The sequence below is a fragment of the Paenibacillus swuensis genome, from assembly GCF_001644605.1.
In the GTDB taxonomy this organism is placed as follows: Bacteria; Bacillota; Bacilli; order Paenibacillales; family DY6; genus Paenibacillus_N; species Paenibacillus_N swuensis.
Genome location: NZ_CP011388.1, coordinates 3,548,467 through 3,568,774, shown reverse-complemented (window position 1 = coordinate 3,568,774; position 20,308 = coordinate 3,548,467). Strand labels below are relative to the sequence as shown.

The 20,308-nt window shown below is 50.5% G+C and carries 23 protein-coding genes; 5 read left to right on the top strand and 18 right to left on the bottom strand.

Annotated features, from left to right (window positions below):
• Positions 1-53: 53 nt before the first annotated feature.
• Positions 54-1,340, top strand: a complete 1,287-nt coding sequence (locus SY83_RS15775) for a hypothetical protein (RefSeq protein WP_068608248.1) — start codon at positions 54-56, stop codon at positions 1,338-1,340.
• Positions 1,341-1,369: 29 nt separating this feature from the next.
• Here SY83_RS15775 and coaD read toward each other — a convergent pair whose 3' ends face one another.
• From coaD to SY83_RS15740, 7 genes are all read right to left on the bottom strand, one after another.
• On the bottom strand, positions 1,370-1,885 hold the full coding sequence (gene coaD, locus SY83_RS15770; RefSeq protein WP_068608246.1) for a pantetheine-phosphate adenylyltransferase: 516 nt from the start codon (positions 1,883-1,885) through the stop codon (positions 1,370-1,372).
• Positions 1,866-2,477, bottom strand: a complete 612-nt coding sequence (rsmD, locus tag SY83_RS15765; RefSeq protein ID WP_068608245.1) for a 16S rRNA (guanine(966)-N(2))-methyltransferase RsmD — start codon at positions 2,475-2,477, stop codon at positions 1,866-1,868. The genes coaD and rsmD overlap by 20 nt, the downstream gene beginning before the upstream one ends.
• Before the next feature lie 389 nt (positions 2,478-2,866).
• Entirely contained in the window at positions 2,867-3,502 is a 636-nt protein-coding gene (locus tag SY83_RS15760; RefSeq protein ID WP_068608243.1) for an FMN-dependent NADH-azoreductase, read from the bottom strand.
• Between the two features lie 95 nt (positions 3,503-3,597).
• Positions 3,598-3,789, bottom strand: coding sequence for a hypothetical protein (locus tag SY83_RS15755; protein WP_082882571.1), 192 nt, complete (start codon positions 3,787-3,789; stop codon positions 3,598-3,600).
• 83 nt (positions 3,790-3,872) lie between these two features.
• On the bottom strand, positions 3,873-4,583 hold the full coding sequence (locus SY83_RS15750) for a PIG-L deacetylase family protein (protein WP_068608241.1): 711 nt from the start codon (positions 4,581-4,583) through the stop codon (positions 3,873-3,875).
• A gap of 34 nt (positions 4,584-4,617) precedes the next feature.
• Positions 4,618-5,046, bottom strand: a complete 429-nt coding sequence (locus SY83_RS15745; protein ID WP_068608239.1) for a GNAT family N-acetyltransferase — start codon at positions 5,044-5,046, stop codon at positions 4,618-4,620.
• Positions 5,047-5,162: 116 nt separating this feature from the next.
• Positions 5,163-5,699 carry a YfiT family bacillithiol transferase gene (locus tag SY83_RS15740; RefSeq protein ID WP_068608237.1) on the bottom strand — a complete coding sequence of 179 codons (537 nt, stop codon included), beginning with the start codon at positions 5,697-5,699 and terminating at the stop codon, positions 5,163-5,165.
• 127 nt (positions 5,700-5,826) lie between these two features.
• Between SY83_RS15740 and SY83_RS15735 the strand changes: the two genes are divergently transcribed.
• Positions 5,827-6,699, top strand: coding sequence for a LysR family transcriptional regulator (locus tag SY83_RS15735; protein WP_068608235.1), 873 nt, complete (start codon positions 5,827-5,829; stop codon positions 6,697-6,699).
• Here the strand turns inward: SY83_RS15735 and SY83_RS15730 are convergent.
• Positions 6,696-8,261, bottom strand: a complete 1,566-nt coding sequence (locus tag SY83_RS15730) for an alpha/beta hydrolase family protein (protein WP_068608233.1) — start codon at positions 8,259-8,261, stop codon at positions 6,696-6,698. The genes SY83_RS15735 and SY83_RS15730 overlap by 4 nt on opposite strands.
• 241 nt (positions 8,262-8,502) lie before the next feature.
• On the opposite strand from SY83_RS15730, the gene SY83_RS15725 reads away from it, so the two are divergent.
• Positions 8,503-9,735, top strand: a complete 1,233-nt coding sequence (locus SY83_RS15725; RefSeq protein ID WP_068608231.1) for a DNA polymerase IV — start codon at positions 8,503-8,505, stop codon at positions 9,733-9,735.
• Between the two features lie 44 nt (positions 9,736-9,779).
• The gene (locus SY83_RS15720) at positions 9,780-10,133 is read left to right on the top strand and encodes a YolD-like family protein (RefSeq protein ID WP_068608229.1); all 354 of its coding nucleotides are present in this window, start codon (positions 9,780-9,782) and stop codon (positions 10,131-10,133) included.
• 56 nt (positions 10,134-10,189) lie between these two features.
• Here the strand turns inward: SY83_RS15720 and SY83_RS15715 are convergent, their stop codons facing one another.
• The 8 genes from SY83_RS15715 to SY83_RS15680 all read right to left on the bottom strand — a co-directional run bounded on the left by SY83_RS15715 (position 10,190) and on the right by SY83_RS15680 (position 18,701).
• Positions 10,190-10,417 carry a hypothetical protein gene (locus SY83_RS15715; RefSeq protein WP_068608227.1) on the bottom strand — a complete coding sequence of 76 codons (228 nt, stop codon included), beginning with the start codon at positions 10,415-10,417 and terminating at the stop codon, positions 10,190-10,192.
• Entirely contained in the window at positions 10,414-11,445 is a 1,032-nt protein-coding gene (locus tag SY83_RS15710; RefSeq protein ID WP_068608225.1) for a DUF4062 domain-containing protein, read from the bottom strand. Before SY83_RS15710 ends, SY83_RS15715 begins: the two co-directional genes overlap by 4 nt.
• A 103-nt stretch (positions 11,446-11,548) precedes the next feature.
• On the bottom strand, positions 11,549-12,982 hold the full coding sequence (pyk, locus tag SY83_RS15705) for a pyruvate kinase (RefSeq protein ID WP_231891269.1): 1,434 nt from the start codon (positions 12,980-12,982) through the stop codon (positions 11,549-11,551).
• Between the two features lie 314 nt (positions 12,983-13,296).
• A complete protein-coding gene (locus SY83_RS15700; protein WP_068608223.1) occupies positions 13,297-13,584 on the bottom strand; it encodes a stage VI sporulation protein F in 288 nt (95 codons plus the stop codon).
• 62 nt (positions 13,585-13,646) lie between these two features.
• A complete protein-coding gene (gene recG / locus SY83_RS15695; RefSeq protein WP_068608220.1) occupies positions 13,647-15,698 on the bottom strand; it encodes an ATP-dependent DNA helicase RecG in 2,052 nt (683 codons plus the stop codon).
• Between the two features lie 2 nt (positions 15,699-15,700).
• A complete protein-coding gene (locus SY83_RS15690; protein WP_068608218.1) occupies positions 15,701-16,555 on the bottom strand; it encodes a DegV family protein in 855 nt (284 codons plus the stop codon).
• A 33-nt stretch (positions 16,556-16,588) separates the two neighbouring features.
• A complete protein-coding gene (locus SY83_RS15685) occupies positions 16,589-18,325 on the bottom strand; it encodes a DAK2 domain-containing protein (RefSeq protein WP_068608216.1) in 1,737 nt (578 codons plus the stop codon).
• A gap of 16 nt (positions 18,326-18,341) precedes the next feature.
• A complete protein-coding gene (locus SY83_RS15680) occupies positions 18,342-18,701 on the bottom strand; it encodes an Asp23/Gls24 family envelope stress response protein (protein WP_068608214.1) in 360 nt (119 codons plus the stop codon).
• 246 nt (positions 18,702-18,947) lie between these two features.
• Between SY83_RS15680 and rpmB the strand changes: the two genes are divergently transcribed.
• On the top strand, positions 18,948-19,136 hold the full coding sequence (gene rpmB, locus SY83_RS15675) for a 50S ribosomal protein L28 (RefSeq protein WP_068608211.1): 189 nt from the start codon (positions 18,948-18,950) through the stop codon (positions 19,134-19,136).
• 228 nt (positions 19,137-19,364) lie between these two features.
• Here rpmB and spoVM read toward each other — a convergent pair whose 3' ends face one another.
• Together spoVM and rpe are read right to left on the bottom strand one after the other, a co-directional pair.
• Positions 19,365-19,445, bottom strand: a complete 81-nt coding sequence (spoVM, locus tag SY83_RS15670; protein WP_068608209.1) for a stage V sporulation protein SpoVM — start codon at positions 19,443-19,445, stop codon at positions 19,365-19,367.
• Positions 19,446-19,657: 212 nt separating this feature from the next.
• Positions 19,658-20,308, bottom strand: a complete 651-nt coding sequence (gene rpe, locus SY83_RS15665; RefSeq protein WP_068608207.1) for a ribulose-phosphate 3-epimerase — start codon at positions 20,306-20,308, stop codon at positions 19,658-19,660.

The following is a 20,308-nucleotide window of genomic DNA, read 5'->3' as shown; positions in this document are numbered from 1 at the left end:
ACGGGGCAGCGTACATATGTACCATCTCTATTCTTAAGCAAGGGGGAACACCCATGTCTCGTTCCGTACCCGGAAAGCATAGTAAAGGCATGACCGTCCTGACAGCTCTTGCGGCCGTATTCACGGTTATTTGTATTTTATTGTTCCCGAATGAAGCCTTTCAAGCCTCCCTGAAAGGTCTTCATATCTGGTGGACCATCGTGTTCCCCGCCCTGCTGCCCTTCTTGGTGGTGTCCGAGCTGCTGATTGCTTTCGGATTCGTGCATGCGCTTGGCGTATGGATGGACCCCGTTATGCGTCTCGTATTTCGAGTTCCCGGCATCGGAGGATGGGCGGTGGCGCTCAGCTTGTCGGCTTTGATGCCTTCCGGGGCGCAGGTCACGGCTAAATTACGGCGTGACGGAATCATAAGCCGCGGCGAGGCTGAGCGGTTGTTGGGCATCTCCCACTTGGCGGGTCCCGTTATCATATTCTCTGTGATCTCTGTAGGGTTTATGGGCAGCCGGATGCCGGGTTTGTATATCGCAGTGATCTATTATATGGCAGCCCTGCTGACCGGTATTCTTGCAAGATTCCTGTTTAACGATACAAGGTCTCCCAACGCCCCGGGCACAACGATGTCTCCTCCTGCTTCAAGCGGGATTTTATCCGCTTCCCTAACCGCTATGAGGGCTGCGCGCGAAGAGGACGGGAGATCCTTCGGCAAAGCCTTGGGTGACGCTGTTGCCGGCGGAATTCAGACGCTAATGAGCATTGGCGGTTTGATGATGATCTTCTCCGTGTTTGCGGCCATTATGAACCTGAGCAGTGTAACCTCCATGCTCGCGGCCACCCTTTCCGCCGTGCTGTCTCCCGTTGGATTGACGGTCGTCCATGCAAACGCGTTGGTGCTGGGGTGGCTCGAGCTTCATCTCGGCGCCTTCGCGGCCGGACAAGATGAAGCCCGCTCCCTGTCCTTCATGTGGAGCATTGCCGCCGTATGCGCCATTCTGGCGTGGAGCGGTCTTTCCATGCACGCGCAAGTGCGCAGCCTGATCCGTGACACGGATATTCGCTACGCCACCTTTGTCCTGTATCGTTTGATGCATAGCGCCCTATGCATTTTTCTTACGTTATTAGTCTGGAGGCCTTTAAACGGTTGGCTTGCCGACACCGCACCAAGCTTTAATTCTGTTGAACCGCCTCCGCTGGCGGCGGCAATGGAAGGCATTCCCTACGGCATCGGGTTAGCACAGCTGCAGCAATCCCTGTTTGTCATGGTTGCCTGTATGCTTGCCATCCCGCTCGCAACCACTTTCATTGTCATAGTACGAAAGATCAGGAAGGAACGTTATATTTGAACATAGGCTAGGCTGTACTTAAATTTCCGCTACTCTTGATTCAACTCTGCATACTTCGCTTTCAGCGCTTCTTCCACTTGCGGCGGCACCAGTTCATGAACCGGTCCGTTAAACTTTGCAATTTCCTTCACGATGCTGGAGCTGAGATAAGAGTACTTGGGGTTGGTCATCATAAAGAACGTCTCCACCTCTTCACTCAGCTTGTGATTGGTTGAAGCCAGTTGCAGCTCATACTCAAAATCAGACACAGCCCGTAATCCCCGCACAATAATATGAGCCTGTTTGGTTTTCATATAGTTCACCAGCAGGTCCCGAAAGCTGTCAATCTCCACATTGGGCAAATCAGCCGTGACCTGTCTTAACAGAACAAGGCGTTCTTCGACGCTAAACAGCGGATTTTTACTGGTATTGTTTAATACGGCTACCACCAGGTGGTCAAAATGCTTCGCGGCGCGGTGAATTAAATCCAGATGTCCCATGGTCACGGGGTCGAAGCTGCCGGGATAAACCGCAATTTTTAATGGTTTAATGGGTTGTTCGTTCATGATCGTTCTCCTCGATTTCGTCTGGGGTTTGGCCGACATTCCTGGTAAAGCGATATACCGTTACCGCGATTTCTCCGTATTCTACACGGCGATGTTGTTGTGCGCCGCCCATCTGTTCCGGGTAGTGGTGCTTTGCGTCATGTTCAACCACGATAACAGCAGCCTCTGCCAACAGCGCATTCTCTTCCATGTAGCTTACCAATTCCTCAACATGCTTCATTCGATAGGGCGGATCAAGGAATACGAGGTCGAAGGTCAGTCCGCGCTTCGCCAGCGCCTTCAGGGCCCGTGTTGCGTCGTTACGATATGTTTCGGCTTTGGCATCCAGACGGGTGGACTTCAAATTGTCCTGAATCACATCCAGACTCTTTTTCTCAATATCAATGAAAATTCCCTGATCCATTCCGCGGCTCAACGCCTCAATGCCCAGCCCGCCTGTACCCGCGAACAAATCAAGCACCATGCCGCCGTCAAAATAAGGCCCGATCATACTGAATATGGCTTCTTTCACTTTGTCCGTCGTAGGCCGTGTCCCTTGACCGGGAACAGCTTTCAACGATCTTCCTTTGGCCGTGCCGGAAATCACTCTCAAACTCTCACCTGCTCATCAATTTCAAATTACTATGTATTAAGTTAGACCTGTTTGATATCGTACCACAATCCCTCTTTTTGAACAAAAAAAGGGGAATTCCTCAAAACTCCTTTCGAACCGATGTATATTTTTCCGAAATAAGGCAATTCTATAATTATCGACATGAGAATGTCGAAGACAACCGCGGAGAAGACTTACGTTTCCCCATAAGTTCTTCATCCGGTTTCTCCTCTCCCATGAAGGGCCTCGTCGCGAGACGGGGCCCGATATTTTTTGCGCTTAAGCTTACCGGCACTACTATTAAAATGATCTAATTCGCCTTATTCTATTCTAAACCAAAGAAGCCAAGCGGTCTTTTCCTGACCTGACTTGGCTTCTTTGGTTTATCGTTAGAAACGCGCGGCTGCTTCTTTGGCTTTCTCAATCGCTTTAGCTTTGATGGTGTCCGCTTGGTCCGGCATGGCAGCCATTCCCTCAACAAACAGCTTCTCCACCGACGGGATTCCAAAGAATCCGGCAATGATGTTCAAGTAACGATGTCCCGACTCGATATCCGCCGCGGGCCCTTCGGAATAGACGCCGCCGTTGGCTTGAATGTGGAATAGCTTCTTGTCTTTCAGAAGTCCGACCGGTCCTTCGGCTGTATATTTGAACGTTTTGCCGGCTACACAGATGGAGTCAATGTAAGCTTTCATCAGAGGAGGAAACGAGAAGTTCCACATCGGATTTACGAAAACGTACTTGTCCGCCGCCACAAACTGATCAACCAACTCGCCCAAACGACCCACTTTTCGTTTCTCTTCCTCCGACAATGCGGAAAATTCCGTCCCTGAAGCCAGTTTGCCCCAACCGCTAAAGACGTCTGTATCAATGTGGGGAATGTCGACTTTGTACAAATCCAGATGAACAATTTCATCCTGCGGTTTCGCTTCACGGTAAGCAGCGATAAACTCCTTGCCTACGGCCATACTGTAAGATGCCCGCTCGTCATTCGGGTGTGCGGTAATATAAAGAACCGTCGCCATGGTTTAATCATCCTTTGTAAGTTAGTTTGGAGCCCCTACTAGTATGCGTTCACCGCCTGCGACTATTCCCCTTCGAGTTTAATGCACCAATAAAACTATAAGGACGGCGGTCCCGGCTTTCGTTCATTTTTGTCCTGAAGATATAAATCCATAACTCTAATACCCCGTCTTGCCAGCTTCACAAACAGAACAAAACCATAAATCGATAACCCGATCATTCCAATGTAAATAATTAACATAAATACGGGAAGTATCGACAACCAACCCAAATCGTCAGACAACATCATGCTTCTTTCACCCTTTCTAAAGTAAAAAAAATTCTATGCCACTATAGCATACATTAATTCACTCTTGAAGAAGTTTCTGGAATTTATATTAAATCATCTGTCAAAAATGACTCGTGTATCGCCGGAAAAAGGTCTCCCCGCTTCCACTTTAATATAAACCTTTCGTAGGCCATCGCCGGAAGCACCAGCGCACCCGGTTGCCTCAAATCACCGAATACTCGCTCCACGGACAATACCTGAGATTCAAAGGCGACCAGGGATTTCCTTTTCACTTCTGGGTGCAATTTGGTATCTATAACCACACTTGGAATGTGTCCGGCGCCGATCAACACGGGTCCGCCGAAATAATACAGTTTCTGAACATACCGGCATTGCCCGCCTTCAACAGCCGCGTTAACCGCATGATGAATCGCTGTATGGTCCCTGTGCCCGCTCAGTCCGTCTTCCGGAAAGGTTAACACAATCTCCGCTTTGCATGTGTTCAGAAAATCGACTACGGCTTGCGTCAGCACTTCACGGTTCACTTCGTCCAGTTTTCCGTCAGGATATCCCAAGTATTGAATTTCCTCAATCCCGATGATATCCGCTGCCTGATTCAATTCTTTCTTGCGTTGCTCTATTAATTGGTCCCTGGACATCTTACCCATTCTGCCTGTTTTACCGGCTTCTCCGTATGTGGCATACTGCGCGACCGCTTTATGTCCCCGGCGCACGGCTTCATGCAGCGCCACGGCCGCCGTGAAGGCCTCGTCATCCGGATGGGCCACAACGATCGCTATCGTACACTTATTCATGATGCAGGCTCCTGCTCTGTTATTTATTTCTAATCTATTCTTCCGCTTCCGCATCGTAAATACACTGAAAGCGCTCTATGCCGGAGGCTGAAATTCCCAAGCTTTCCACTCGGAAACCTACGTTACGGAAAAAATCAACGGTTACTTCATCCGTTTCGACAATGATCTGCTTCGGTTTGAACGCTTCCAGCATTTCAAGCAGAATGCCCCTGCCGAACCCCGCGCCTCTGGAATGCGGGTGTACCGCCATATGTTGAATAACCAGTTTGCGTTGCGGCTCCGCACGAAAGCCGGCAACGGCCACAAGATCCCCCTCTGAGGCATAGCCGAACAGGGAATGACTCTCGTTCCTTCTATAAGTCTCCATGACGGCTTGAATCTCTTCGGGATCGGGGAATACGGCGCAAGCCAGCACCTCTTGAACTTCAGGTTCATCCATGCGCGGTTTAACATTAAATAACATGCATACACTCACTTTCCTTACGTTTTGTTAGTCATTATACCCTAAATCGCTTCCTTCGCCAAAATGATGTACTCCCGGCCGTGACCGGGAGTACATCATTTAACACATCCGTATTATTATTTGTTCCAGCCTTCGCGTTCCCGAAGATCCGCGATGTGCGCGACGTGATGCAAGCCGTGCCAGGCGTACAACCCAATCAGACTTTCAACCGTATGCTCCCCGGACTCGGGATGAAGCAGCGTCCGCGCAAGGTCCTGTTCTCCCAAGGAACGAAGCAGCACCGTCCAACGCTTGTGCAAGCTCATGAGCAAGCGCAGCGAAACTTCCACAGGCAGGCTCGAATCGGGAAGTTCAGCCCATAGTTGCTCCTCATAAGGTTTAATGACAGGCATCTCTTCCGTCAGCGCCAATTTAAACCTCACGTAAGAGTTGATATGACTGTCCGCCAAGTGATGCGTTACTTGACGAGGTGTCCAGCCCCCTTCGCGGTAGGGTGTGTCCAACTGCTCCTGCGTCAAACCTTCCAGAACCTCCGCAAGCAGCGTCGGAAGGGCAGCGATCTCATGAATCCAGATCGAACATTGCTCCGCTGTTGCCGGACCGGAGTAGACAAACTTGCCGATGGGGTATCTTAAATCCGTTTCTGTTTTCACCTGAAAAACCTCCTATGCATCTTAATATTTTTAGATTATCATAGAAGATGTTATCGACGTTATCTATAATATTCGATGATTGTAATCGAAGTTTCCGATTAAGGATTTTTGGAAAGGACTGGCTGAGTTGGAAACCGCTTATTTGGAAACCTTTCGTGAAGTCGCCAAGTTTCAGAGCTTTACCCGCGCCGCCGAATCTTTGGGATATGCTCAATCCAGTGTCACCGCTCAAATTCAGAAACTGGAGAAAGAATATGGAACCCCTCTGTTCGACCGGATCGGCCGAAAGATGAAGCTGACTTTAGCGGGAACGGAGTTGTTAAAATACGCGGATCACATTCTCACATTGCTTTCGGAATCCAAAGATGTTATCTCTCAATCGTCTTACGGCGGGGGCGTGGTAACGATCGCCACAATCGAATCGCTGGCCGCCTTCTATTTACCTCCTATGCTTCAAGCTTTCGGGCAGCATTACCCTCAGGTAAAAATCGGTCTTCACCCCGGCGTCGAATCAACGATCATTGAGAGCGTGCTGGACGGAAGAAACGATATTGGCATTATCTTGGACCAACCTTATACTGATCCCGATCTACATACCGTCATTCTGCGTCAGGAAGAGCTTGTACTGATCGCCAAGGCGGACCATCCCTTCGTCTCATTTCCCCCTATCACCATACAGGATCTTGAGCACGAAACGTTTATCGTCACGGAGCTCGGCTGCACCTACCGATCTCTTCTTGAGAAAACGTTCCGGAAGGAGGGCGTTCATTTCCGTTCCTCATTCGAGCTCAGTTCCTTGGAAGCGATCAAGCAATGCGTCAGCTACGGGCTTGGCATCGCGCTTGTGCCTCGAATTGCGGTTGAAGCGGAGACGGCTGAGGGAAAGCTGGCGGTTCTGCCCTTTAATCATCCCGACATCAGGATTTACACCCAGGTGATTTATCACCGCCGCAAATGGCTTTCCCCGCCGTTAAAACACTTGCTTGAGTTGTTCAGTTAATACTTGATGAGCACTTCCGATTCCCCTGCCGGCGTTGTTCCTGCAGTTTTTCCCGGTTTCAATAGCGCCTCAGCCGTTCCATATAGATGGGCTTTGAAGAAGGCGGTGGCATAGTTATTGATCGTTTGATTTGTTTTCATCGGTTCCACACCGTCCATCCAGGCTAACAACGGGGACAGCAGATGATAGTCGGAGAAACTCATATGGGATGCGGGCGTTATCGTAAGCTCCAACCCTCCGCCACGCAGAGCTCTCGCTTTTCGTTTAGGCATTTCCTTCACTATAAATTGATACGTTTCGCGGTTAATTCCTTGTTCCTTCAATTGAGCGTCGGTTGGCTCTTCTGCATTCTCTCCAGGTTGCGTACCTCTTCCCCGTGCGGTCATGATCAGCAACGGTTTGCCGATTCCGCCTGCCGGGGCCACTCCGCCAAACAAGGAACCATCCATGTTCAGGGCCGCCTTCATGTCGGGCTCCGCCATCAACGCCTGTACTGCGGTCGCTCCGCCGAAGGAATGCCCCGCCATGCCGATCCGCTCCAGATCCAGCTTATCCGTCAACATCCCGTGCGGGTCTTGACGATTCACCTGCTTTAGCTCTTTGAGCACCGTACGGACATCTTCCGTCCACACCTCGGTAATGAATTCGTCCCACCCTTCATTGTCTGTAAATTCAGGCACACCCTGGGATAACATCGCCGTTCGGCCGTCCGGAAAGACGGTCGCCAGCGCGCTGTACGCGTGTTCGATGCTAACGACAATAAACCCTTGGCTTGCCCACTCCTCCAATTGTGCTCCATTCGTGAAGCGCGTTCCCGGGAAGCCGTGCGAGAACAAGATAACCGGGTAACGCTCCCGTTCTTCGCTAACCTCCGCCCCGTTTACTGCATGTGTCTTTACCAGCGACAGATGAGACAGGAGAAATGCCGGCACAGGGTATTCTCCCGCAACCGCTCTCGACCAACGGGATAAATCAGGCACATAGGGCGCGTAATCCTGACGCGTCTCTTTGCCATTTAACTGTGCCGGATACCAGATCTGCGCCATCAATTCCCGGGGACCGGCCGTTACGCTCCGGGGAGCCAACGTTTCCTGTCGGTCACGGTCGACCCAATGGTACGTCAACGTCCCTATCGCATAGGGCCCGTCGGGCTCCGGTAGTCGGGGCACGGGCAACAGGACCGGCAACGCGGATGCCAGCAGCAACCCGACGGTTACTGTACCCGCTTGTATTCCTGTCCATATGCGGCTCCTGGATTGCGGACGAGCGTGAAACGCGTTTCCGTGAGACGCTTCAAGCGAGCCGCCTTTTCGCTGGAGCGGCTTTACCCGTACAAGACGGATGACGTCCCGTGAGGCGAAGCCCAGCAGAATGATATAGAGCGGCACCATCTGCCAGCGCAACCCTTCCGTGACGGCGTGAAGAACAATCCCTGTGCTTATAATACCAATAACAGCCGCTTTACCCGCCGCGCCTCCGAATCCCGCCGGCCAAGCTCCCCTCCATGACTGGATGATCAAGCCCCAGCACAAGATGAGGATCATCCATTCCCCAGTGCGCATCTTGTAGCCCTCCTTTCTTTGGTTCACATTTTTACAAATTAACATTCCCGATATGTATTACGTTTCCTTCCTTTCCATACACCTCCATCCCACTATTTACAAAATCTTCATCGCATAAGGGATCCCAAACGATTTAGACATACGAACAACTTTTTCCACTATACACGAACACATATTCGGTCTTATAATACATATACTATAGCAAACAGGTGTTCTTATATTTCCAGAAAGGAGGGTTTTCGTGAAGGATCGTGTTATTTTCCTTGTAGACATGCAGAGCTTTTACGCGAGTGTGGAGAAAGCGGCCCGCCCTGAATATCGTGATCGCCCCTTGGTCGTTTCCGGGGATCCGGCGCGGCGCTCCGGTATTGTTCTTGCCGCCTGCCCGCTGGCGAAGAAGCTGGGTGCAAGCACGGCGCAGCGGTTGGGGGAAGCCGTTCGTTCCTGCCCCGATCTCGTCGTTGTCCGACCGCGGATGCAGGAGTATATTAACGTTTCACTTAAGATCACGCGAATTATGGAGCGGTTCACCGATCTCGTCGAGCCTTTCTCCATCGATGAGCAGTTTATGGACGTAACCGGCAGCCTTGCGTTGTTCGGGGAGCCGGAGGTGCTGGCCGCGCGAATTCAGGACGCGATCCTCGAGGAAACCGGCGTCATTGCCCGTGTCGGGATCGGACCCAATAAGATTCTCGCCAAGACGGCGTGCGACAACTTCGCCAAGAAGCGGGAGGGCGGCATCTTCTGGCTGACGAGGGAGCGCGTAGCAACCGACATGTGGAAGCTGCCCATCGGGGGTCTCTTCGGTGTCGGCAGCCGAATGCGGCGGCACTTCGAGCGCATGGGCATTCACACGGTCGGCGATCTCGCCGCCTATCCGCTGCCGCGGTTGCAGCAGCTGTGGGGCATTAACGGCCACGTGCTGTGGCTTACGGCGAACGGGCAGGATTCGTCGCCCGTTACGCCCCGCACCCATGAGCAGCAGAAAGCCGTCGGCCACCAGATGACGCTCCCGCGCGATTACGCCACGATGAAGGACATTCGTGTCGTGTTGCTGGAGCTCAGCGAGGAGGTGTGCCGCCGCGCGCGCAGCAAGGGGCTCATGGGCGCGACCGTGTCCGCCGGCTGCCGCGGGGCGGACTACGATCATCCGACGGGATTCCACCGTCAGATGAAACAGGCGCAGCCCACCTGCAGCGCCAAGGACGTGTACGAGAGCGCGTGCAAGCTGTTCGAGGAGCACTGGGACGGCGAGCCGGTCCGCAGTGTCCACGTGAACTTGTCGCAGCTCACCGGTGCGGAGGCGTTTCAGTTGGATTTGTTCCGCGATTTGGAGCGGGAACGAAAGCTGGATTGCGCGATTGATTCAATCAAGAGCAAGTACGGCACCGCCTCGATCTTCAAGGCGGCTTCGCTGACGGAGGCGGGGCAGGTGTTCGAGCGCGCCGTCAAGATCGGCGGGCACTACAAGTAGACGCAAACTGCATATGCAGCTTTGGGAGGAGGTGACTTTCGCGTATGAAACCGAAGATAAACAAGCTGACAACAGGTCGTAACCTGCTGTGGGAATCCAGCCGGATGATGTTGCCTGAGCATAAGGAGCAGATTCTGCGGCACCGCAGCAAGCTCGAAGATAAGATCCGGCCAGCGCTTGATGAGCAACGACTGCAAGAGTTGTCGCAAGCCATTGCGGATGCCGTCATGCACGCGTTGCCCATCGCGGTGACGCTGTACGATCCGCTTGAATCTCGAATCGTTCAGGGGAGCGTAGTGAAAATTGATCCGCTGGCCCGCGAGCTTCATCTGCGCCATGGCGAAACAAAGATTGTAGTCGCGCTGGAGGAAGTGCTCGATATTACGCTTGCTCCTTGAACCTTGAAGGGGCACAAACGCCACATAAAAAAAGAAGAGAAGCATCCGCTTCTCTTCTACACTTTAAATATAATGCCGTCCGGCGTGCCGAAGACATGCTCTTTACTGGCCACTTCACGGATGACCGCCTCAGACTTGAGAACGGACGGACCCGCTGTGAACGTCTTCCGTCTCGCTTCGGAAGAAGACATCCGCCTTCTCGACAGCCCGCTGCGAATCGTCCGAAACGGCAGCTTCATGCCTTGAGCTTTCACCAGCCGAAGACCATGCGGCTTCATATTCATACGCTATCCGTCCTTTCCAAGTATAAATTAAGATAATCAAACCTCATCTTATTATTATCCAATATTTTATCCAGAATAAACCCGTCAGGCACAGCATCGGCACTTCCCCCGATAATGAAGAAATGCAAGGTAAGCACGAAATTCGCAGCCAGGGGCATACACATCATACATTCCGTACGGCCCAGATCCTTGCGTTGAAACAATTTCACCTGCGCGCTTAAATACGTACCTGACACGTAGCTTTCCCGGTCATCCAGCCGGAACGAATGGCGTCCGCCCACATTGCCGCAAGAGCCTACTTTAATCAGCTCATTCTCTTCCTCATCCAACACGTATAAGGTAGCTCCCGAAATAGGTGACAGCTCTGCGAAGTGCAGATGGTCCCGCAGGGTGCCCGTAACAATTTCGCCGGAGAACACCGACAGTAACCGTTCGAAATCCCCGTCGAAATGCCAGCTGTACTGGATCATGGATTGAAACAAGTAGTTCATGGAGCTGAACTCTTTATATTTCTTTATTATATCATGTAAACGGGGCACCGATAAACCAATCTTCAAATAATTCTTCAACAATACGGACAATTGGGCGCGAATATACCGATACGCTTCATCCGGCCTGACAAAGGGGTGAACGTTATGCTTGAAGGAATCGGAGACTTCCCGGATGAAGTCATGTTGTGCGGCGGTCAGACTGGATGACTGATCCCGGTGCAGCGTCCAGGCCTCTTGCTGGATTAGTACGAATACCGGTTTGCTGGCAGCGAGCGCATGCCTGTATTCAGCCCGTGTAATTGAAATGCCGCGCTCCGTGATGATACTGCCCGCTTCTTTTCCCAGAATCAGAATATAAACATCGGAACCGTCAATTTCCCTGAGACAGCTTTCAATAATTCCTTCATTCGTCATATCAAAATCGTACGATTCCGATATGGCCACTTGATGTCCGAGCTCGTTCTCTACAGCGTTGGCCAACACGGACCGAACGTAATACAGATCACGGATCGTTGAGCTAAGAAATAATTTAAGCATCCCGTACCCCCATGTTTCGCGTTCAGCTATTTCCACTATTATACTATAACAGGGAAAACGACGCATATGAGGTTGTACCTAGGACCAATGTTATGAAAGCTCGTTAAACATCTTCTCCTACACGGTGCACTTTAATCAAGTTGGTCGAACCCGAGCTTCCCGTCGGTATTCCAGCCGTGATGACAACGGTGTCACCTTCACGGATAAAGCTCAGCCTGCTCCCGCTTTCAATAGACACGCGGAACAAATTATCCGTAGAAGTAACGGATTCACCCAGCACAGGAATGACCCCGCGTACCAGGCGAAGACAACGGCGAACATGCTCGGACGGGGTAACCGCCACAATCGGCGCATTAGGTCTTTGTCGCGCCGTCATGCGGGCGGCAAAGCCGCTGAATGAATGTGTCAGAATGGCCTTCGCCCCTAACGCATCCGCAATGCGCGCAACCGATTCCCCCACGGCTTCCGTCACGCTGTCAGCCATGGTTCCATGCACAGGCGCTGCCGCTGATTGGGCAATGTCGGACGCTCCCTCCATTTCGAGGGCAATGCGCACCATGGTGCCGACCGCTTCCAACGGATACTTACCCGCTGCGGATTCGCCTGACAGCATGACCGCATCCGTACCGTCCAAGATCGCATTCGCCACATCGCTGGCTTCCGCTCGCGTAGGCCGTGGATTCCATTGCATGGAATCCAGCATTTGCGTCGCGGTAATAACAGGCTTGCCCGCCTCATTACAAAGTCGGATAATTTCCTTCTGAACAATAGGAATTTCCTCCGATGGCAATTGCACACCGAGATCACCGCGCGCTACCATTACGCCGTCGGAAGCGGCAATGATTTCCTGAATGCGTTCAACACCCTCATGGTTTTCGATCTTGGAGATAATCTGGATATGTGGCGCGCCATGCCTCTCCAGCAATTCACGTATCTCCAGCACCGCCTGCGCGCTTCGGACGAAGGATGCGGCAATCATATCAATCCCTGCTTCAACTCCGAATTTCACATGAGCCACATCTTGCTCCGTGACATTCGGCAAGCGAACTTGAACTCCGGGAACATTCAAATTTTTCTTGCTCTTCAGCACTCCCCCGGCAACCACGAGACAGTGCATTTCCGTCTCCGTCGTCCGCTCAACCCGAAGCTCGAGAAGTCCGTCATCAATCAGAATGGTGGCCCCCGCATGTACATCTTTAGCCAAATTGGAATAGGTCACGGGGATACGTTCTGAGTCGCCTTCCACCCTCTCGGTTGTCAACACCACACGGGTTCCCTCGATAAGCAGAACAGAGCCCTCTTTCATGACGCCGACCCGAACCTCAGGACCTTTAATATCCATCATAATCGGGATAGCGTCTCCTGTTTCTTCACAGACTTGACGAATGTCACGCACCCTTTTGCCATGTTCCTCATGAGAGCCGTGAGCCATATTCAACCGTGCTACATCCATACCGGCAGCCAGCATGCGCTTTAACATTGCCGGATCTTCAACCGATGGTCCGATGGTGCAAACAATCTTTGTTTTACGCAACATTTCGTCCTCCCAAACCGTAATCACATACTCTTCTAATGTAACCCAATCGAGAAAACTTATATCGACGCCATTTCAGTGAAACGACCGAAACTAATCGTTATCCGGATCTTCCCATTTCCTAGAGTAGGCCTTATTCGTCACCCAGAGAGTTACCCACGTAATGGATGCAACGATTAAAAACGCAAAAAACCATATCCATCCCATGCTGTTGTCTCCTTCACGTCTTGTATTAGCATGATTATAACATACACCTATATCAAAAAAATCACTAAGGACAACTTTCATCCTTAGTGATTTCAATATACCCGCGTTCCTTAACGGAACATACCCCATAGCTTTAGCAGATGAAATGTGTTCTTCGGATCTATTTTCTGCGCAAGCACAAACTGAATTAAATTCTCTTCTTGTTGCGAAGTCAATTTCTCTCCGAGAACCGCAGCCACTTTTCCAAGTAAACGTTTTACTTTCACGCGGTCTTGCAGGTCTGATTTGGTCACACCGTCCAACACGGCACCTACACGATCTTTGACGAGCGGATTTTTCATTTTCAACTTTACACGTTCCACGAAATCAGGTGAGATTCCGTATTTAATGTAACTCATTGTCGCATCCCTCCATCTTTACATCCTATGCAAAGACAGCTTGTCAGTTGATGCTTCAGTCCTTAATCCATTAACTCCCCTTGAAAAATTTGCTCCCGTTGTAAATAATGCCTCAGGGCAACGTAAGGGGCGGCCGTCCAGAAATCCTCTTGCGCCACCAGCTCCGCCGTGTCGTCCCGGGCTTGTTCCAGCACTTCAAAGTCTACGGAAAGATCAGCCAACCGGAAATCGGGAATGCCGCTTTGTTTTGTGCCAAAGAAATCACCGGGGCCGCGCAGTTCTAAATCGCGCCGCGCAATTTCGAAGCCGTCGTTCGTCTCGGTCATGACCTTCATCCGCTCTTTGCCTACTTCGGATTTGGGGTCCGCCATCAGAATACAGTACGACTGATGGGCTCCCCGTCCAACTCGTCCTCTTAGTTGGTGAAGTTGGGATAAGCCAAACCGTTCCGCGTCATAAATGACCATCAACGTCGCATTGGGTACATCCACACCTACTTCAATTACCGTAGTGGACACAAGCAAATGCGTCTCGCCCGTACTGAACAAGCGCATCGTCTCATCCTTTTCCCCAGAGGGCATCCGGCCGTGGAGCAGTCCCACTTTCAGATCCGGAAAGGCATGTTGCATTTGCGCATGGACATCCAAAGTATTCTGGTATTCAAGCTTATCCGATTCTTCTATAAGCGGGCAAATGACGTAAGCTTGCCGTCCCTGCGATACTTCCTTACGGATAAAGGTTAATACCCGCTCCAGCTTGTCATGCTTGACCCAGTAAGTTTCGATGGGTTTGCGACCTTTGGGCAATTCTCGAATGGTGGACACATCCATATCCCCAAACGCGCTGATGGCCAATGTGCGGGGAATCGGCGTTGCCGTCATGGTGAGAACATCGGGATTCATCCCTTTACGGCGCAAAATGCTCCGTTGATTTACACCGAACCGGTGTTGCTCATCGGTTACAACCAAACCTAGATTGCGGTAATACACATCTTCTTGAATCAAGGCATGAGTACCTATAATGATGTCAATCAGGCCCATCTGCAGTGACGCCAATGTATCCCGACGCCGCGCCGCGGTCACGGAACCGGTCAGTAAGCCTACCTGTACACCGAAGGGTTCAAAAAGCTTCTGCAACGAACGCGAATGTTGCTCAGCCAGAATTTCCGTAGGTACCATGAGCGCGCCTTGGTAGCCGGATTTAACGGCTGCGAATAGAGCCACGGCCGCGACAATCGTTTTCCCAGCCCCCACATCCCCTTGAAGAAGCCGGTTCATGCAGTATGGCTGACGAAGATCACGTATAATTTCGGCAATCACCTTCTTTTGAGCTTCCGTTAGTTCAAAAGGGAGGGATTGAATAAAAGCGCGCAACTCTTCATTGTCATAGCCGTGGACCAAACCATCCGCGCGGCTCCGGTTTAGCGTTCGAAAAGCCTGCAGCTTCAGCTGGAACAGGAACAGTTCCTCATAAACCAGCCTTCTTCGCGCTTGCTTTCCCTCCGCCGTGTCGGCAGGTGTATGAATAATGCGAATGGCCTCTTTACGCGGCATGAAATGATTGCTCTTCATGATGAACTCAGGTATGACTTCTTCAATGATTTCACCGAACTGCTTTAACGCCTGGGTGATGGACTTCCGCATCCACTTCTGCGTAAGGGTACCTCCCACAGAATAAACAGGCTGCACGGTTCCGGATTGGGCCGGTCCCCCGTTGCCGGGGAATTCCGATTCCGAAACCGTCACTTGCAGCCTTTTCATATCCCATTTGCCTGTTAGCTGTATTTCAATGCCTGGGGTTAACTTATCTTTAAGATAAGGGCGATTGAACCACACTGCGGTAACCAACGTTGAGTCAATCATAACTCTGCAGGAAGTTCGGGACTTCTTTCCATAACGCTGGTATACAGCTTCCGAATAAATAGTCCCGGCTACGGTCACTTTCTCCCCGTCTTTCACTTCCGAGAGTTCACGCAGCCTATAGTCTTCATACCGAAACGGGAAGTACTCCAACAAATCCAATACCGACCGGATCCCGAAAGACTCTAGCTCCTTCACTTTCTGCGCGCCAATACCGGCGACTTGACTGACAGGGACCGTAGCAAGTTTCACCATCGCTACACCCTCGTCACAATGACGCCGACCGTACCCGGGCCGGCATGAGTTCCGATTACTGGGCCGATCCAAGTATATTGCGTGGAAAGCACATTGGCGCTCGCGTGAATCAAGCTTGCCATCTCATCCGCAGGAAGCTGTGAGGTCGTATACTCAACCGCAATGGTGATGGGGTCATCCCCGAAATCCTGTTTAATAATGTCAACGATGCGCGACATGGCTTTCTTCTGCCCTCTTACTTTATCAAGCGAGAAGACTTCACCGTCGTTATCTATGGACAAGATCGGTTTAATATTCAGGAGTGAACCGAACAGAGCTGCCGCTTTGCCGATTCTGCCGCCTTTTTGTAAATATTCAAGCGTGTCCACAAGAAAGTATACCTTCGTGTTCTTGCGCAAATGTGCCGACAAGGCCACAATTTCTTCTACGCTTTTGCCTTCTTGGGCAGCCCTGACCGCAGCCGTTACCAGTACACCGATTCCATACGTAGCCGAAAGAGAATCGACAACGGTTACCCTCGATTCATCCTCTAACATCGACCGCGCGATTGTCGCCGATTGATAAGTTCCGCTGAAACGGGAGGAAACATGAATAGAAATAATATGTACATCCGGCGTTTCCGAAAGGATACGGGTGTACACTTCCAGAAACTCTGCCGGCGATGGCTGCGATGTTTGCGGGGTGGCGGAGGCCCTGGGTAACATTTGGTAAAATTGATCCGGATGTAAAGTTACATTATCCAGATAGGTAGTCCCGTCGATATTGATTTTCAGGGGAACCATCTCAATTCCTAATTCTGTACGCACAGTTTCAGGAATATCGGCCGTGCTGTCCGTTACGATCCGGATGGTAGACATTCCGCTCACCTCATTTAGAGAATACGTCCGCTCTTATTCAACTGAGAAAATATAATAATATAAAGGTTGACCGCCTGCATGAAGCTCAAGTTCCGCATTCGGATAAGACACCGCCAGAAATGACTTAATCTCGTTCGTCTGTTCTTCGTTAGCATCTTCGCCCGTAAGAATAGTTACGATTTCGTCCCCGTTCACAATCATCTCTTGAAGCAAAGCTTTGGCGGTTTCAAGTAAATCCGGGTGATTCACGGCAATCTTGTTATTCTTCAAACCAAGATAATCACCCGATTTAATTTCAAGATCGTCGATTTGAGTATCGCGGACAGCAAAGGTAATCTGTCCGGATGTGATCCGGTTCAACGCTTCCGTCATCCCCGATGTATTGTTCTCTGTTGAATCATCCGGGTTAAATGCCAGCGCCGCGGCAATTCCTTGCGGAATCGTCTTGGTCGGGATAACAATTATCTCTTTATCCTCCACCAGGTCCTTCGCTTGCTGAGCAGCAAGAATAATATTGGAATTGTTAGGATAAATGTAAATTGTAGCTGCATCAATCTCCGAAGCGGCTGTTACGAAATCTTCCGTGCTTGGATTCATCGTCTGACCGCCGGATAGGATGATATCCACACCGAGCGAACTAAAAATTTCCGAGATGCCTTCGCCCATGGATACGGCAATCATACCGTAAGGCTGAATCGCCGCGGGCTGGCTTTCCTGTTCTTCATAGAAATCAGCCGTATCGAATTCATCCGCAAGCAGATCTCTGTGCTGATCACGCATGTTCAATATGTTCATCCGTGTCAATTCGCCGTATTTCAAGGATACATTAAATACATCCCCTGGCTTGCGGGAATGAACGTGGACCTTAATATAATCGCCGCTGTCGATGACGATAATGGAATCGCCGTCCTGTCCCAACGCTTTGCGATAAGCTTCCTCGTCAAAGGCAATATGATCAAACGCTCCTGTAGAACGATTAATAAAAAATTCCATGTCGTAGAAAAATTCAATCGCATCCGTATCGAGTTGTGCTTGCGCGCTTTTCGTTGCCTGCGCGGGGGAAGGAAGAACCGTCTTGACTGGTGCTGTGTTCGCTTGCGAATTCGTGTAACTGGCATCCAACGTATAATCTGTGACAGTAGTTGTCGATCCGCCTTCTTTCAAGGCTCTGACAAATCCCTCATAGATATAAACTAGACCTTGACCGCCGGAATCCACTACACCTACTTGCTTCAGTACCGGCAACAAATTCGGCGTGTTGGCCAAAGCTTCATTCGCTTTATTCAATACGGCTTCCATCAGATCAAGCATATCGGTCGCGCGTCTTGCGTACCAGACGCCATGCTTGGCCGCTTCCTTAGCAACCGTTAAGATAGTGCCCTCAACCGGTTTAACTACAGCTTTATAAGCCATGTCCACACCGGACTGCAATGCCGCGGCAAACTCCGCCGGACCTGCTTGATCCATACCGGCTACCGATTTAGCGAATCCTCGAAACAGCTGTGACAAAATAACCCCGGAGTTTCCGCGAGCGCCCATAAGCAAACCCTTGGACAGAATTTCCGCGGACTTCCCCAAATGCGGTGAAGTTTTCGCTTTCAAATCCTCAACCGCCGAGGTAATTGTCAGATTCATATTGGTTCCTGTATCTCCATCCGGCACCGGAAACACATTGAGTGCATTCACATCCGCCGCGTGGATATCCAGATTCCTGGCCCCCGTGACCACCATAGTTGTAAAATCCGTTCCATTAATAAAGCGCTTACTCAAGCTGAAATTCCCCTTCCTAACGAGATACGCGAACGCCTTGCACAAAGATATTTACGAAATCCACGTGAAGTCCGACGACATCATTCAGTATATATTTCACTTTGTTTTGAATGTTATGGGCCACTTCTGATATTTTAGTACCATAACTGACAATGACATATAAGTCAATATGTAGCCCTTCTTGTTCCCTGCGGATTTCTACCCCACGGCCAAGGTTCTCACGTCCCAATAGTTCAGCGATCCCGTCCTTCAATGATTTGCGTGAAGCCATTCCGACCAGCCCATAATTCTCGAGTGCAGCAGAGCCAGCTAAACCGGCAATTACTTCGTCAGAGATATGAACTTTACCTAATTCGTTGTCTAGTTGAATCGGCATGCTATACCAACTCCTTTTCAGATATTATGGACTAAATCCCATTGTACTATAATGTGCACAAAAAGGTAAGTATTACATCACCTCACACAAGTTTTGCCAAGCTTGTATGCCCTTAGTCCCTGTAGCTGACAGACCCTCTCCCCGTAAAAACTCATAAGCACAAATCATTGACAGTTGCCCAATAACAATGATATTATGTTTAAGTGTTTTTATGTTACGGTTTCTTTGATGAGGGAGGTGTAGTAGATGTCTCGCAAATGCTATGTTACAGGCAAAGCTCCTGGCACAGGAAACAACGTTTCCCATGCTAATAATAAAACAAGACGCACTTGGGGCGTCAACGTTCAGAAGGTTCGTATCCTAGTGGACGGTAAGCCTAAGCGCGTATGGGTTAGCACTCGTGCTCTTAAATCCGGCAAAGTACAACGCGTTTAATTGTTAAACGACGATTAGCACTAAAAAAGCACCCTAGGGTGCTTTTTTTCGTTTCCGCTGTTGTATGGAAAGATTACCACAAGACTCCGACCAGACTCCTCTTTCCGCCGCAAAAACTCCCCGCTTTCGGTTATCCCGATTATTACACATCAGAATACCGAAAGAGATGGAGCATTTCATAAATCCCGTTGCGCCGCAAATGGCGACAGCCGGACTTCTCTCGCAACCTTAATTTTTCTGAAAAGAGTTAAGCACGGCTTTTACAAAGCCACCTAGAAATTTCGGCAGTTTGAACGTGTAGAATTTCATATCTACCCCTCCTTAGCGTTGTCTTAAGATGTGTCATCCTATGTGGACTGTGCGATGGCGGTGATAAACGGCGTACAAAAAAAGATATGGCCACATGAGCTTTGCCTTAGCAAACCATGCAGCCCTTTATACCCGCTGCCAACCTGCTCTCATGTAACCATATCTATGCGAAAAACCGCGCCGCTATGCCTGTCTTAGGCAAACAGCAAAGATTAAATCCCTCTGATTGCTTTGATTGCGGCCGCTCGATCCGCTTGTCCAAATACCGCATTGCCTGCGACAAGCACATTGGCACCGGCCTCAATGACCAGCGGTGCTGTGTCAGGATTAATACCGCCATCCACCTCAATATGAACCTCGGATAGCCCCTTCTCATTCAGCATTGCTCTAAGCTTCCTGATCTTATCTAATGTAGAAGGAATGAACTGTTGGCCGCCAAACCCAGGATTCACAGTCATAATCAACACCAGTTCCACTTCATTTAGAATCGGTTCGATGAAGGAAAGAGGCGTCGCGGGATTGAGTACAACGCCTGGCTTAGCCCCGCTCTCCCGAATAAGTCCGAGTACCCTGTGCAAATGCGGGCATGTTTCAACGTGTACTGAAATATAATCCGCCCCCGCCTCGGCGAAAGCTGCGACATAATGTTCTGGATGCTCAACCATAAGGTGCACGTCAAACGGAAGCTTGCTGTAAGGGCGAATCGCCTGAACCACAAGAGGCCCCAGGGTAATGTTGGGAACAAAATGCCCGTCCATCACATCAATATGAATCCAGTCGCCTCCGCTTTGCTCCGCATTCCGTACTTCTTCGCCCAGCTTCGCAAAGTCGGCCGACAAAATGGATGGTGCAACATAAACCAT

Coding starts and splice junctions, on each gene's coding strand:
- recG (WP_068608220.1), bottom strand. CDS start 15,698: ATGGTGAAACTTGCTACGGTCCCTGTCAGTCAAGTCGCCGGTATTGGC.
- SY83_RS15760 (WP_068608243.1), bottom strand. CDS start 3,502: ATGGCGACGGTTCTTTATATTACCGCACACCCGAATGACGAGCGGGCA.
- SY83_RS15700 (WP_068608223.1), bottom strand. CDS start 13,584: ATGAGTTACATTAAATACGGAATCTCACCTGATTTCGTGGAACGTGTA.
- SY83_RS15680 (WP_068608214.1), bottom strand. CDS start 18,701: ATGCCGATTCAACTAGACAACGAATTAGGTAAAGTTCATATCTCTGAC.
- SY83_RS15715 (WP_068608227.1), bottom strand. CDS start 10,417: ATGAATATGAAGCCGCATGGTCTTCGGCTGGTGAAAGCTCAAGGCATG.
- pyk (WP_231891269.1), bottom strand. CDS start 12,982: ATGTTGCGTAAAACAAAGATTGTTTGCACCATCGGACCATCGGTTGAA.
- coaD (WP_068608246.1), bottom strand. CDS start 1,885: ATGAACGAACAACCCATTAAACCATTAAAAATTGCGGTTTATCCCGGC.
- SY83_RS15745 (WP_068608239.1), bottom strand. CDS start 5,046: ATGTTATTTAATGTTAAACCGCGCATGGATGAACCTGAAGTTCAAGAG.
- SY83_RS15730 (WP_068608233.1), bottom strand. CDS start 8,261: ATGCGCACTGGGGAATGGATGATCCTCATCTTGTGCTGGGGCTTGATC.
- rpe (WP_068608207.1), bottom strand. CDS start 20,308: ATGGTTTATGTTGCACCATCCATTTTGTCGGCCGACTTTGCGAAGCTG.
- SY83_RS15750 (WP_068608241.1), bottom strand. CDS start 4,583: ATGAATAAGTGTACGATAGCGATCGTTGTGGCCCATCCGGATGACGAG.
- SY83_RS15775 (WP_068608248.1), top strand. CDS start 54: ATGTCTCGTTCCGTACCCGGAAAGCATAGTAAAGGCATGACCGTCCTG.
- rpmB (WP_068608211.1), top strand. CDS start 18,948: ATGTCTCGCAAATGCTATGTTACAGGCAAAGCTCCTGGCACAGGAAAC.
- SY83_RS15755 (WP_082882571.1), bottom strand. CDS start 3,789: ATGATGTTGTCTGACGATTTGGGTTGGTTGTCGATACTTCCCGTATTT.
- spoVM (WP_068608209.1), bottom strand. CDS start 19,445: ATGAAATTCTACACGTTCAAACTGCCGAAATTTCTAGGTGGCTTTGTA.
- SY83_RS15710 (WP_068608225.1), bottom strand. CDS start 11,445: ATGCTTAAATTATTTCTTAGCTCAACGATCCGTGATCTGTATTACGTT.
- SY83_RS15690 (WP_068608218.1), bottom strand. CDS start 16,555: ATGTCTACCATCCGGATCGTAACGGACAGCACGGCCGATATTCCTGAA.
- SY83_RS15720 (WP_068608229.1), top strand. CDS start 9,780: ATGAAACCGAAGATAAACAAGCTGACAACAGGTCGTAACCTGCTGTGG.